The sequence below is a fragment of the Pseudoalteromonas rubra genome (assembly GCF_000238295.3).
Taxonomy (GTDB): domain Bacteria; phylum Pseudomonadota; class Gammaproteobacteria; order Enterobacterales; family Alteromonadaceae; genus Pseudoalteromonas; species Pseudoalteromonas rubra.
Window position 1 is genome coordinate 226742 of record NZ_AHCD03000020.1, and the last position, 13470, is coordinate 240211.

Genomic DNA, 13470 nt, shown 5'->3' on the forward strand with positions numbered 1-13470 from the left:
AATGGGCCGTGAAGTGCGATTATGACTCCAAAGAACCCAACTGGCGGCTTGATTTGAGGTCAGGTAAGAATAACAAATAAACCCATACCACCAGGTTAAAGTAAGGCACTAAGCCCAGTAAGGTAAAAAATAGTTTAGGGTATCCTTTGTGGCTTGCGCTTCGGTAACATTGTACGGCGATTACAACGTATATGAGCAACAATATAATAGACAGCTGTACCATTGCGATTCCTCCATTTCCATAGCCAGACGTGTCCAAATCCGTTGAATGTCTTGTAAATACCTGTGTTTCATGTATTTAAAGTGACACGTCAAAATGTACGCTTAATTATAGATGAGAATTACCCAATCGGCAGCTAATTTTTAGCCGAATTTTGTACAAAAAGACTAGCAGGCTGTTTTCTCAGATAAAATAGTTTGCAGCACGGCAGTAAGTTGTTCGACTGGCAATGGGCGCGAAATATAGTAGCCCTGACCATAATCAATACCAATCTCTTTGAGTGCATCAAAAATCTCTTTACTCTCTACATATTCAGCCACTGAGCGCTTATCCAGCGAGTGGCTGATGTCATTCACGGCTTTTACCAGTGCCAGATCTATGGGGTCATTGAGCATGTCGCGCACAAACGAACCGTCAATCTTAACATGTTGAGCTGGCAGCTGTTTTAAGTAGCTGAAGGTACTGAATCCAGTGCCGAAATCATCAATAGAGAAGTGGCAGCCGAGCTCATTAAGTTTGGCAATCATCGCCTGTGTGGCGCTGAGGTTGTTGATACTGGCTGACTCAGTGATCTCAAAAATGATTGCGCTGGCCGCGACCTGAAACTCCGCCAGACAAGACTGAATATGAGGTAATAGGCGTTCATCGAGGAAAGATTGCGCGGATAAATTGACTGAGACCTGATGTAATTCGGGATGGCTGGCAATGGCGCGAATGCACTCTCGGATCACACATTGATCCATCAGGTAGGTATCGTTTAACAACTCCAGTGCCGGGATAAACTGGTTTGGGTAAACCAGGTTGTCGTCTATACGTAGTCGCAATAAAGCCTCGAAATAGGCCACCTGATTGCGTTTAAAGTCCCAAATTGGCTGGTAGTGCAGTTCAATGTGATTATTTTGCAGGGCCTGACGAACATTATGTCCCCATTCCAGGCCGGTTTGCAAGGTGCTGTTTTGCGCATCTTCTTTGCTGTAACAGTGAACCAGGTTACGGCCTAAGTTTTTCGCAATATACAGCGCGATGTCGGCTTGTTTAAGGCATTCACTAGGATCACTGTTCTGATGTGTGATCTGTGCTAAACCAATCGAACAGCTAATGGTATAACTGGCTTCCTCAGAATGAAATTGATGATGCTCAATCGCACTACAGACACTCTCAGCCAGCATATGTGCATCCAGAAGAGGAGTATGTTTCAGTAAAATCGCGAACTCGTCACCCCCAATACGGAAGATCAGGTGCTCATCCGCAATGTGCTCACCAAACAGTTGCGCAACCTCTTTGAGCACAATGTCACCTTGCTGGTGCCCTTTGCTGTCATTAATGATTTTAAAGTGGTCCAGGTCAATATAGATCAACGCATGCTCAAGCTGTGCGTCTTGCTTAGCCTGTTCACAGAATTGGTTTAATTGCTGATCGAAGTAGTAGCGGTTATGGAGTCCTGTCAGGGTATCGTGTAAGGCAAGGTGGCGTAACTGAAGTTCAGCCTGCTTGCGCTCGTGAATATTGTCTATGGTTGCTGTAATGGTGGCCGTACTGGTGACGTTTTTTATCAGCTGAAAACGACATTCAACCCAGATTGGGCAGTGGTTACTTTGCATCACCTGTAGTTCAAGTAGCGCTGATTGTTGCTCGCCTTGCTGGACCTTGGTCAGGACGGTCGCCAGTTTTTCCCGGTGCTCAGTCAGTACGTAGTCGAACATGCTAGTATGCATGCTGGCCTTGAGTTTGTGGCCCACCAGCTGCTCCCAGGCCGGATTTAAAAAGCGGATCACGCCTGCCGTGTCCAGCTCCATCACCACGGTATTGAGATGCAGCAAAATGCGCTGGTGTGCCGAGAACAAGTCTTTGTATCGTCGCTCACTGCGACTCAGTTGCTCGACTTTTTCGGCAAATTCGGCGTAACTCACCATAAAGTCTTCACGACGGGCCGCGTGGTCGCACACTTTGCTGAGTAAAGACAGATCATAAGGTGCCCGGACAAAATCGGTGACGCCCAGCAAGAGCAGTTGTTCGGCATAGTCGGCATCACGGTTGTCTATGATGGTTACAATGGCCTGACTGGGTTTGTGCTGCAAAATATTGGCGACCAGCTCCTTACCTGAGTCACTGTGTGTTGCCGTGGCATCCAGCAAGACAATGGCAAACTCATTTTGCAAAAACTGTGACAGTGCCCCATTGGTGGTGGTGACGTGGGTGGTTGTAAAGTTCAGGGACAAATGCTGACAGATCTCATCGGCACGGGTTTGATCCGGCTCGAGCAATAACAGGTTTAAACGACTGCTTTTTTCCAGATGTGTAGATAACACATTTGCCAATACCTGAGGCAGTACATCCTGACGCTCCAGAGGCAATACCGCATCTATGCTGTAACTGCGTGCTGTGGTTTCGGCAATACGCTCACAATAGGTGGGAGGTGTCAGCACTATCGGGGTATTCTTCGGCGTTTTTAATAGTCCGGAGCGCACCATACGAGAAAATCGCCAGCCATCAATTTTTCCGACATTCAGTCCGGTAATGATCAAATCTACGGCTTGTTGCTTTAATACACCCAGTGCCGCTTGCGTATCACTGTGCTCAACGATGCGAAAGACATTCAGCGAGGACAAGGTTTTGACGATCAGCTGGCGCTCTTGTTGATCTGCATTAACCAGCAATAGTGTGAGTTGCTTTGCCATGGTGTTACTGCCTTAAACCCATGAAATAAGTAAACAAGTTTTTGCCCTTTCAGTCAGTGATATGTCTCGCTCTGCGCACCTGATACGTGCCCGGAAATGCGTGGGGCACAATGCGGCACGTTTTAGCTGCGAAATTTCGTACAATAGCGACTAGATTAAAGCTATTTTTCTATACTGACAAGCGTTACATAGTTTTACCTCAACACTTGATTTAGCGTAGGCGGATCACTAGACTTGGCGCCTATTTGCATTAATTTGAGGTCTTCTATGCGCGTTGCTGACTTTAGTTTTGAACTCCCTGATGAGCTGATCGCTCGCCACCCTAAAAAAGAACGCTCCAGCAGTCGTTTGTTGACACTGGATGGCAACACTGGTGATTTACAGCACAAAGTGTTCAAGGATATTGTCGATTTGATCAATCCGGAAGATCTCATTATTTTCAATAATACCAAAGTGATCCCGGCACGTATGTTCGGTCAAAAAGCCACAGGTGGTAAACTGGAAGTATTGGTTGAGCGCGTATTGGATGAGCGCAGTGTACTGGCACACGTACGAGCCAGCAAATCGCCCAAAGAAGGCGCAGAGATATTACTTGAAGGCAAAGCCAAAGCCACTATGGTTGCCCGTCATGGGGAGTTATTTGAGCTGAAATTCCACGGCGATGCGTCGGTGTTGTCGATTCTGGACGAAATTGGTCACATGCCGTTGCCTCCTTATATTGACCGTCCGGACGAAGAAGAAGACAAAGAGCGCTATCAGACTGTGTATGGTGAGAAGCCGGGCGCTGTTGCAGCGCCGACCGCAGGTCTGCATTTTGACGATGCGCTGATGACCCAGTTAAAAGACAAAGGCGTTGAGATGGCGTTTGTGACGCTTCACGTGGGGGCTGGGACCTTCCAGCCTGTGCGTGTGGATGATGTGAATGATCACCAGATGCACTCTGAGTATATTGAGGTACCTCAGGAAGTCGTTGATGCGATTGCGGCTGCACGTCAGCGTGGCGGTCGGGTTATTGCGATTGGCACGACCTCGGTGCGTTCACTGGAGTCAGCAGCTAAAGCGCATCCGGATGAGTTGAAGCCGTTTTATGGTGACACCGATATCTTCATTTACCCGGGCTATCAGTTCCAGCTGGTTGACGCCATGGTGACCAACTTCCACCTGCCTGAGTCTACCTTGATCATGCTGGTGAGTGCCTTTTCGGGACAGTCGCATATCATGCATGCCTATGAGACGGCGATTGCTGAGCAATATCGTTTCTTTAGTTACGGTGATGCCATGTTCCTGACCAGGCAGAACAAGGCGTAAATGATAAAAACCCAGCATTAAGGCTGGGTTTTTCTGTTTTAACCCCTGAATTCTGTGACCCGGCGCTTTAAAGTGCTAATTTAGCCCCAATATTATTGCCACTATGGTAGAATCGGACGGTTTTCAGTATAGCCAGGTGCTGCACCTGGCTAAGAGTAAGTTGGACTGTTTTTCCGACCAGAGGTAAGTATGAAATTTGAATTAGATTGTACACAGGGTAAAGCGCGTCGTGGCCGCCTGATCTTCGATCGCGGTGTCGTTGAAACACCGGCATTTATGCCTGTGGGCACGTACGGTACCGTAAAAGGTATGACGCCGGACGAACTAAAAGACACTGGTGCACACATCTGCCTGGGTAACACCTTTCATTTGATGTTACGTCCGGGCACCGAGATCATCAAACAACATGGTGATCTGCATGATTTTATGAATTGGGACAAACCAATCTTAACCGATTCGGGCGGTTTCCAGGTATTCAGCTTAGGGGCTATGCGTAAGATCAGCGAAGAAGGCGTACTATTCCAGTCTCCGGTCAACGGTGAGCGGATCATGCTTTCTCCGGAAAAAGCGATGGAAGTTCAGCGTGATCTGGGCTCTGATATCGTGATGATCTTTGATGAATGTACGCCTTATCCTGCGACGGAAAAAGAAGCGCGCGACTCCATGGAGTTGTCATTACGTTGGGCTAAACGCTCGAAAGAAGCGCACGGCGATAATCCATCCGCTCTGTTCGGTATTATCCAGGGCGGCATGTACCCGGAGCTTCGTGCTGAATCTCAGGCTGGATTGGAAGATATTGGTTTTGATGGCTATGCGCTGGGCGGTTTGTCAGTGGGTGAGCCAAAAGAAGACATGATCAATATTCTGGATCACTGTGCTTACAAGATGCCAGAACAAAAACCGCGTTACCTGATGGGCGTGGGCAAGCCAGAAGACTTGGTTGAAGCGGTACGCCGTGGTATTGACATGTTTGACTGTGTGATGCCAACCCGTAACGCGCGAAATGGTCACCTCTTTATTACAGGCGGTGTGATTAAAATCCGCAACGCGGTACATAAAACAGACACTGGTCCGTTGGATCCTGAGTGTGATTGCCACACTTGTAAAAATTACTCACGTGCTTATTTGCATCACCTGGATAAGTGTAACGAAATCTTAGGTGCGCGTCTTAATACTATCCATAACCTGCGTTATTATCAGCGCCTGATGGAAGGGATGCGTGAGGCCATTGCGGCCGGTACGTTTGATCAGTTTGTGGCCGATTTCTATGCCCGACGTGACAGACCGGTTCCGCCGTTGGCTGACACCGAATAACAGTTTGCAATAAAAATTAAATGAGGAAGAGCTATGAGCTTATTTATGTCTAGCGCGCATGCCAGTACGGCAGCCGCAGCACCAGCCGGTGGCGAGTGGAGCATGTTGATCATGCTGGGTATTTTTGGTCTGGTATTTTATTTCCTGATCTACCGCCCACAAGCGAAGCGTGTAAAAGAGCATAAAGATCTGATGGGCGCGCTGACCAAAGGTGATGAAGTACTAACTCAGGGTGGCCTGGTTGGTAAAATCTCTAAGGTTGCAGAAGACAAAGATTTTATCGTTATTGCCCTGAATGATCAGGCGGAAGTAACGGTACAAAAATCAGCGGTATCAGCTGTGCTACCAAAAGGCACAATGAAGTCGCTATAAACTAGCAATAAGGATGATCCAGTGTTAAACAAGTATCCAATGTGGAAATATTTACTTGTGCTCGCTGTATTGGCCGTAGGTATTTTATACGCTACACCAAACCTGTATGGTCGTGACCCGGCCATACAGGTTTCTGGTACTAAAGGTACCAATGCCGATCTCAGTGTGCTCGACCAGGTAAATAAAACACTTAAAGACAATAGCCTCACCGTCAAATCGACTGCCCTTGAAAATGGCCAGGTGTTGATCCGTTTCACTAATGTTGAAGATCAGCTAAAGGCGCAGGATCTGCTGCGTAATACCCTGAGTGACGATTATATCTCCGCCATTAACATGTCGCCTGCACAGCCTGACTGGTTAAAGAATTTAGGTGCTAACCCAATGAAACTGGGTCTGGACCTGAGCGGTGGTGTTCATTTTACGATGGAAGTGGACATGGCAACGGCCATGGACAAAGCATTCGAACAGATGGAGCAGGATTATAAGAGCGATCTAAGAGAAGAAAAACTACGTTATCGCTCTATTCGTCGTGTAGCCAACAGTGACCGTATTCAGGTGGTCATGCGTTCTGATGAAGACAGAGATGCGGCTGAGCGTTTTCTTAAAAAGCGTTACCCGGGCAATCTGTTTATCAATGACAGCAGCAACGGCCTGGCGTTTTTCTCAACGCTGAGTGAGCTGAAAATCAAAGAACTGCGTGACTACGCTATCAAACAAAACGAAACCATCATTCGTAACCGGATCAACCAGCTGGGTGTAGCCGAGCCGAACGTACAACGCCAGGGTGCGGAACGTATTATCGTTCAGCTGCCAGGTGTGCAGGACACCGCACGTGCAAAAGAAATCTTAGGCGCGACGGCAACACTGGAATTCCGTGAAGTTGACCAAAATGCCGACGCCCGAGCGGCGGCGCAGGGCCGCGTGCCTCCAGGCTCTGAAGTGATCATGCACCAGGCCGGTTATCCTGTTGTCGTGAAAAAGCGGGTGGTATTGGAAGGGTCACACATCACAGGCGCACAGTCTGGCCTTGATGAGTATCAACGCCCGATTTTTGGTCTGGTATTTTATTTCCTGATCTACCGCCCACAAGCGAAGCGTGTAAAAGAGCATAAAGATCTGATGGGCGCGCTGACCAAAGGTGATGAAGTACTAACTCAGGGTGGCCTGGTTGGTAAAATCTCTAAGGTTGCAGAAGACAAAGATTTTATCGTTATTGCCCTGAATGATCAGGCGGAAGTAACGGTACAAAAATCAGCGGTATCAGCTGTGCTACCAAAAGGCACAATGAAGTCGCTATAAACTAGCAATAAGGATGATCCAGTGTTAAACAAGTATCCAATGTGGAAATATTTACTTGTGCTCGCTGTATTGGCCGTAGGTATTTTATACGCTACACCAAACCTGTATGGTCGTGACCCGGCCATACAGGTTTCTGGTACTAAAGGTACCAATGCCGATCTCAGTGTGCTCGACCAGGTAAATAAAACACTTAAAGACAATAGCCTCACCGTCAAATCGACTGCCCTTGAAAATGGCCAGGTGTTGATCCGTTTCACTAATGTTGAAGATCAGCTAAAGGCGCAGGATCTGCTGCGTAATACCCTGAGTGACGATTATATCTCCGCCATTAACATGTCGCCTGCACAGCCTGACTGGTTAAAGAATTTAGGTGCTAACCCAATGAAACTGGGTCTGGACCTGAGCGGTGGTGTTCATTTTACGATGGAAGTGGACATGGCAACGGCCATGGACAAAGCATTCGAACAGATGGAGCAGGATTATAAGAGCGATCTAAGAGAAGAAAAACTACGTTATCGCTCTATTCGTCGTGTAGCCAACAGTGACCGTATTCAGGTGGTCATGCGTTCTGATGAAGACAGAGATGCGGCTGAGCGTTTTCTTAAAAAGCGTTACCCGGGCAATCTGTTTATCAATGACAGCAGCAACGGCCTGGCGTTTTTCTCAACGCTGAGTGAGCTGAAAATCAAAGAACTGCGTGACTACGCTATCAAACAAAACGAAACCATCATTCGTAACCGGATCAACCAGCTGGGTGTAGCCGAGCCGAACGTACAACGCCAGGGTGCGGAACGTATTATCGTTCAGCTGCCAGGTGTGCAGGACACCGCACGTGCAAAAGAAATCTTAGGCGCGACGGCAACACTGGAATTCCGTGAAGTTGACCAAAATGCCGACGCCCGAGCGGCGGCGCAGGGCCGCGTGCCTCCAGGCTCTGAAGTGATCATGCACCAGGCCGGTTATCCTGTTGTCGTGAAAAAGCGGGTGGTATTGGAAGGGTCACACATCACAGGCGCACAGTCTGGCCTTGATGAGTATCAACGCCCGAAAGTGAGCATCAACCTGGATAGCAAAGGTGGTGCGAAAATGAGTGCCTTTACCAAACGCGCGATTGGTAAACCGATGGCAACTGTTTTCATCGAATACAAGCCGTCAGGTAAAGTCGACAAAAATGGTAAAGCGCTGCCGCCAATCAAAGTGGAAGAAGTCATCAATGTGGCAACTATCCAGGCACGTTTGAACAGTTCTTTCCAAATCACTGGTATTAACACGCCAGCAGAAGCCCATAACCTGAGCTTGTTGCTGCGAGCAGGGGCACTGGTTGCGCCGATCCAAATTGTTGAAGAACGTACGGTAGGTCCTAGCTTAGGTCAGGAAAATATCCAGGCTGGTATGACTGCGGTTGTTCTGGGCTTTGCGTTTGTACTGGCATTTATGCTGATGTACTACAAAGGTTTTGGTCTGGTTGCTAATCTGGCATTGGCTGCCAACCTGGTCATGATTGTGGGCGTTATGTCGATGATCCCAGGGGCCACACTGACGTTACCTGGTATTGCCGGTATCGTACTAACCGTCGGTATGGCGGTTGATGCTAATGTACTGATCTTCGAGCGTATTCGTGAAGAATTGGGTGAAGGACGTAGTCCTCAGCAAGCCGTTCATCATGGTTATGACAGCGCCTTCAGCACCATTTTTGACGCCAACATCACCACGCTGATCGCTGCGGTGATCCTGTTCTCAGTGGGTACAGGCCCGATCGCAGGTTTCGCAGTGACACTGGCCATTGGTATCTTAACGTCGATGTTTACGGCTATTGTCGGTACTCGTGCGGTGATCAATGCGGTCATCGGTGGCAAGCGAATTAACTCGCTTTCAATCTAGGAGACGGACATGCAGTTATTAAGAATTAAAGAAACCATCCGTTTTATGTCGGCACGAAAAGTGTCGATGGCATTTTCTGCGCTACTGATCCTGGCATCTATTTTCAGCCTGACGTTCAAAGGCATGAACATGGGTCTGGATTTCACTGGTGGTACGGCTGTAGAAGTAGGCTTTTCACAGCCTGCTGACTTGCCAAAAGTACGTAGTACGCTGGCAGAGAATGGCTTCCCGGATGCATCGGTCACGCTGTTTGGTTCAAGTCAGGATGTGTTGGTACGTCTGGCCCCGCGTGATGATGTGAAAGCTGAAATCCTGGGTAACCAACTGGTTGATGCGCTGAAGCAGGTCGACAGCAATGTTGAAATGCGCCGTATCGAGTTCGTTGGCCCAAGTGTGGGTGAGGACCTGAAAGAGCAGGGCGGCCTGGCAATGCTGACAGCACTGCTGTGTATCCTTATCTACGTCGCGTTTCGTTTCGAATGGCGCTTCGCAGTGGGCGCGGTTGCCGCTTTGTTCCACGATGTGATCCTGACCATGGGTCTGTTCTCATTGCTTGGACTGGAATTCGACCTGACCATTCTGGCCGCGATCCTCGCCGTGATAGGTTACTCACTGAACGATACCATCGTTGTATCTGACCGGATCCGCGAAAACTTCCGCAAGGTCCGTATCGATGACACGTTGGAGATCATCGATATCTCGCTGACGCAGACACTGAACCGGACATTAGTGACATCAATCACAACCATTCTGGTATTGGTTGCCTTGTTTGTCTGGGGTGGCCAAACCATCCATGGGTTTGCAACGGCCTTGTTATTCGGTGTATTCATCGGTACTTACTCATCAGTCTATGTCGCCAGTTCAGTGGCGGTTGCGATGGGCGTGAGTAAGGAAGATCTGATCCCGGTTGAAGTGGAAAAAGAAGGCGCCGATCTGGATGCCATGCCATAATCAGCCAACTAGCTAACGGAAGCCGCGATTGTATCGCGGCTTTTTTGTGAGAACGGAGGAAATACCATGCGGAAGGAATGTGCGGCGGCACTAATTTGTTTATCGCTATTGGGGTGCTCTGAGCCATCAGGGCAGGCGGCCAATGCCCAGGCTGCGACATCTGCTCAGCAGGGAAGTGGCATTGAACCGTATGCGCTGTTAGCCAGCGAGTTACTGACAGACATTCGAATCCAGCGTGATGCAGGGGTGATCCAGGCTCGTGCGGATGACCTGATACAGCAAAGCAGTGTAGTTCTGGATGCCTTTAACCAGGCTTATCCACAGTGTCAGCCTTATCTGGATGCGGTATTGACGCTCAGAGCGTCTTTGGCAGAGATATCTCTTGACACACTGGCGCAAGACTATCATGGCGATGGCAAGTTGCCTGAGTTACCGGATCCGGTGTGTTACCATAGCAAAGATTTGGTGGTGCATCCTGCGACGGTTTTAGTGATGGCAAAAGGGGGACTTGCAGGCGACGAAGCGTATTTGGAAGCTGAGCTGGAAATGGTCGAGGTCATGGCACATATTGAGCAGGTAAAACAGGCACTTAAGCGTGCGGAGGAGCAGACAGAGCAACAGCAAGTTGCAAATGATTCAACATCAAATTAGGTACAATCGTCTTTTTGACATATAACTGTCATGTAAAATTGATAATTTGCTCGATTATCAATCAAACCTCATCTTGGTCATCGAGCAGTGGACTCAACGCAGATCCTTTTGGATGAAATCATCGCTAACAAAGCCGTTTATACGGCATTCCAGCCAATTTATGACTTGGCGAAGGAGCAGGTGCTGGGCTTCGAGGCTTTGAGCCGCGGCAAGCGTGGTTCTGTGTTGGAGCAACCAGATAGTTTGTTCGCTGCAGCCAGTCGCTACGATCGACTGTCGGAGCTGGAATTGTTGTGCCGTCAAAGGGCCATTACACAGTTTGTGGCGCAACAGTTGCCCGGTAAGCTGTTTCTCAATGTCAGCCCAAAGGCACTGCTGGATCCTCGTCATCCAAGAGGAGAGACCTTACACCTGGTTGAACAGGCCGGACTGGCAGCCAGCCGCATTGTGATTGAAGTGACAGAGCAGGATAAAGTCGATGATGGTTTCTTGTTGTTAAAGACCATAGCGCATTACCGCCAGCTGGGCTTCACGATAGCGATTGATGACTTAGGTGCCGGGTACTCCGGGCTGAAGCAGTGGTCAGAATTATGCCCTGACTTTGTGAAAGTGGATCGCTATTTTATTGACTATTGCGATCAGAGTATCGTTAAACGGGAGTTTCTCAAGTCTATTATTGAATTGGCTAAGGCAACCAATACCGCGGTGATAGCAGAGGGCATTGAGCGTATGGAAGAGCTCGCTCTGCTGGAGCAATTAGGGATTGTGAATGCGCAGGGTTATCTGCTGGCCAAGCCAAGTGAACAGCCTTGCCTGGAGATGATCAATCTGGCACAGCATCGTCACAGTGGCAGCAAGGATAACCCATTTGAGCAGTCCATTGCGATTGGCTGGCTGGCCAAGGACGTAGCTGCAATCCACACCTGTACTCAGTGCCTTGATGCTCATCGACATTTTGAACGTGATAAACGACTGATGAGTCTGACAGTTGTGAATGATGCAAGGCAGCCTGTTGGCTTGTTGCACCGGGACCAACTAACAGAAGTGTTTGCTGCTCCCTATGGTCATGCCTTATTCGATAAAAAGCCAGTGACCGAGTTAATGGACAAGCAGCCGTTGATTGTTGATGAGCAAGAGCAACTCGACAGTGTCAGTCAGCTGATCACCGAGCATGAATTCGATATCCGGCGTCATATTATCATTACCCGGGAAGAGCGCTATCTGGGATTGGCGCCTTTAAGGGATATCCTTAAGCATATTACGGACGAAAAAATCCGCCATGCGCAACACGCTAATCCACTGACCATGCTGCCGGGTAATGTGGCTATCAATGAGGCCATTGAACAGCGCTTAAGGGCTAAGCATGGATTCTCATTGGCCTACATTGACCTCAATCATTTTAAGCAGTTCAATGACCTTTATGGTTACGCCAGTGGCGATAGTGTGATTAAGCTACTGGCAGAGGTGACTGTTGCTGTGTGTAAACATAGTCATTGCTTTGTCGGCCACATTGGTGGTGACGATTTTATGGTGGTGTTTGACAACGACGATGCTGAAAACCTGTGTCATGAGATAATTCAGCGGTTTGAAGCTCAGTCTAAGGCTTTCTTTACGCCAGAGCATGTCGCTGCTGGGGGTTACTGGGCCAGTAATCGTGAAGGCCAGAAGCAATTTGTACCGTTACTGACCTTATCCATTGGGCTGGTATCGCCGGATGTGGAATCTTGCAGCAACAGTCATCAGGTTGCAGCATTGGCAACCGATGCGAAAAAAGAGGCCAAGCGCTATCGCAATAGTTATTTGTTTGTCTGTAATCGTCGCAAGCCCAGTGCACCGGTCGTGCGGTTAGAGGCGGTCAGCAGCTTAGCGACTTAAGTCAGCCAATGACGACAACACAATCTCGGTTGAGTATTGTTGCAGTTAGGTGTAGTTTGGAGGACAGGGTGATATGTCCTTTGATTGCACAATACAGGACTGACAATTCAATATGAGCTAGGTGGTGTATGGTAAAACGGGTTATTTATCTGATGCTGATACTGCTTGGCGTGGCGGCCGAAGCTAAGTCTACCATTTATGTTGCAAAGGAAATGCGGCCCCTCTATGACCGGGATTTGTTTCTTTACGAATTGCTCGACTTATCACTAAAAGCGGCTGAATACCCGGTTGATATCCAACATGTTAAAGTCCACCCGCATCAACAGAGAACCTTATTGGCTTTGAGCAAAGGGGAGGTTGACCTGCACTGGAGCATGTCGAGTCCGGCGCGAGAAAAGCTCGCCATTGCGGTTAAGTTTCCACTTTTTGATGGTCTGATAGGCAAGCGTGCGCTACTGGTGCATCGTGCACAACTGACGCGCTTTGAGTCCGTTCAGAGTAAAGCGGGACTCGCTAAACTGGTTGCTGTTCAGGGACATGACTGGCCGGATACTAAGATACTGGCTGCTAATGGATTAAAGGTCAGGCCCATTGTGAATTACCAGGCGATGTTTGATTTGGTGATCAGTCAAAAAGCAGACTATTTCCCTCGTTCAGTGGTGGAGGTAGACTCTGAGCTGGCGGCACAGTCAGCCACTGAACTGGTCAAACTGCCCGGTGTTTACTTGTCTTATCCGGCACATTTCTACTTTTTTGTGAATAAGCAAAAACCTGAACTGGCAGCAAAGCTGGCACAGGGCTTGAAACGCCTGAAAGACAGCGGCCAGTATGAACAGTTGCTGGCGCGCTATTTCGACCTTTCCTTCTTAACGACGGCACAGCCTATTTATCTGGATAATCCATTCTTTCATACTGACTGAG

The 13470-nt window shown here is 48.6% G+C and carries 10 protein-coding genes and 2 pseudogenes; 10 read left to right on the forward strand and 2 right to left on the reverse strand.

Annotation, left to right across the window (positions count from 1 at the left end; genetic code table 11):
* Positions 1-19 precede the first annotated feature (19 nt).
* Both PRUB_RS26365 and PRUB_RS01130 read right to left on the reverse strand, forming a co-directional pair.
* Positions 20-223 (reverse strand): hypothetical protein, encoded by a 204-nt coding sequence (locus PRUB_RS26365; protein ID WP_010383280.1) that lies wholly within the window; start codon positions 221-223, stop codon positions 20-22.
* A gap of 164 nt (positions 224-387) precedes the next feature.
* Entirely contained in the window at positions 388-2898 is a 2511-nt protein-coding gene (locus PRUB_RS01130; RefSeq protein WP_010383279.1) for a GGDEF/EAL domain-containing response regulator, read from the reverse strand.
* A gap of 267 nt (positions 2899-3165) precedes the next feature.
* Here PRUB_RS01130 and queA point away from each other — a divergent pair, with 267 nt between their 5' ends.
* From queA to PRUB_RS01175, 10 genes and pseudogenes are all read left to right on the forward strand, one after another.
* Positions 3166-4206, forward strand: coding sequence for a tRNA preQ1(34) S-adenosylmethionine ribosyltransferase-isomerase QueA (queA, locus tag PRUB_RS01135; RefSeq protein ID WP_010383278.1), 1041 nt, complete (start codon positions 3166-3168; stop codon positions 4204-4206).
* Positions 4207-4395: 189 nt separating this feature from the next.
* On the forward strand, positions 4396-5520 hold the full coding sequence (gene tgt / locus PRUB_RS01140) for a tRNA guanosine(34) transglycosylase Tgt (RefSeq protein WP_010383277.1): 1125 nt from the start codon (positions 4396-4398) through the stop codon (positions 5518-5520).
* 33 nt (positions 5521-5553) lie between these two features.
* Positions 5554-5892, forward strand: a complete 339-nt coding sequence (gene yajC, locus PRUB_RS01145; RefSeq protein ID WP_010383276.1) for a preprotein translocase subunit YajC — start codon at positions 5554-5556, stop codon at positions 5890-5892.
* A gap of 21 nt (positions 5893-5913) precedes the next feature.
* Positions 5914-6939 (forward strand): annotated as a pseudogene (gene secD, locus PRUB_RS01150) (preprotein translocase subunit SecD family protein); the annotation flags it as partial.
* Positions 6940-7191: pseudogene (gene yajC, locus PRUB_RS26705) on the forward strand (preprotein translocase subunit YajC); the annotation flags it as partial. It abuts the pseudogene before it with no gap.
* Between the two features lie 21 nt (positions 7192-7212).
* Complete coding sequence (gene secD, locus PRUB_RS01155) at positions 7213-9072, forward strand: protein translocase subunit SecD (RefSeq protein ID WP_010383274.1); 1860 nt, start codon at positions 7213-7215, stop codon at positions 9070-9072.
* A 9-nt stretch (positions 9073-9081) separates the two neighbouring features.
* Complete coding sequence (secF, locus tag PRUB_RS01160; protein ID WP_010383272.1) at positions 9082-10023, forward strand: protein translocase subunit SecF; 942 nt, start codon at positions 9082-9084, stop codon at positions 10021-10023.
* A 66-nt stretch (positions 10024-10089) separates the two neighbouring features.
* Complete coding sequence (locus tag PRUB_RS01165) at positions 10090-10674, forward strand: hypothetical protein (RefSeq protein WP_010383270.1); 585 nt, start codon at positions 10090-10092, stop codon at positions 10672-10674.
* A gap of 87 nt (positions 10675-10761) precedes the next feature.
* A complete protein-coding gene (locus tag PRUB_RS01170) occupies positions 10762-12549 on the forward strand; it encodes a bifunctional diguanylate cyclase/phosphodiesterase (RefSeq protein ID WP_010383268.1) in 1788 nt (595 codons plus the stop codon).
* A gap of 128 nt (positions 12550-12677) precedes the next feature.
* Complete coding sequence (locus PRUB_RS01175; RefSeq protein ID WP_010383267.1) at positions 12678-13469, forward strand: substrate-binding periplasmic protein; 792 nt, start codon at positions 12678-12680, stop codon at positions 13467-13469.
* The last annotated feature ends 1 nt before the right edge of the window (position 13470 follow it).

Bases quoted from the DNA above. Each gene is read 5' to 3' on its own strand.
- yajC (WP_010383276.1), top strand. From the start codon at position 5,554: ATGAGCTTATTTATGTCTAGCGCGCATGCCAGTACGGCAGCCGCAGCA.
- PRUB_RS01130 (WP_010383279.1), bottom strand. From the start codon at position 2,898: ATGGCAAAGCAACTCACACTATTGCTGGTTAATGCAGATCAACAAGAG.
- secF (WP_010383272.1), top strand. From the start codon at position 9,082: ATGCAGTTATTAAGAATTAAAGAAACCATCCGTTTTATGTCGGCACGA.
- PRUB_RS01165 (WP_010383270.1), top strand. From the start codon at position 10,090: ATGCGGAAGGAATGTGCGGCGGCACTAATTTGTTTATCGCTATTGGGG.
- PRUB_RS01175 (WP_010383267.1), top strand. From the start codon at position 12,678: ATGGTAAAACGGGTTATTTATCTGATGCTGATACTGCTTGGCGTGGCG.
- queA (WP_010383278.1), top strand. From the start codon at position 3,166: ATGCGCGTTGCTGACTTTAGTTTTGAACTCCCTGATGAGCTGATCGCT.
- PRUB_RS26365 (WP_010383280.1), bottom strand. From the start codon at position 223: ATGGTACAGCTGTCTATTATATTGTTGCTCATATACGTTGTAATCGCC.
- tgt (WP_010383277.1), top strand. From the start codon at position 4,396: ATGAAATTTGAATTAGATTGTACACAGGGTAAAGCGCGTCGTGGCCGC.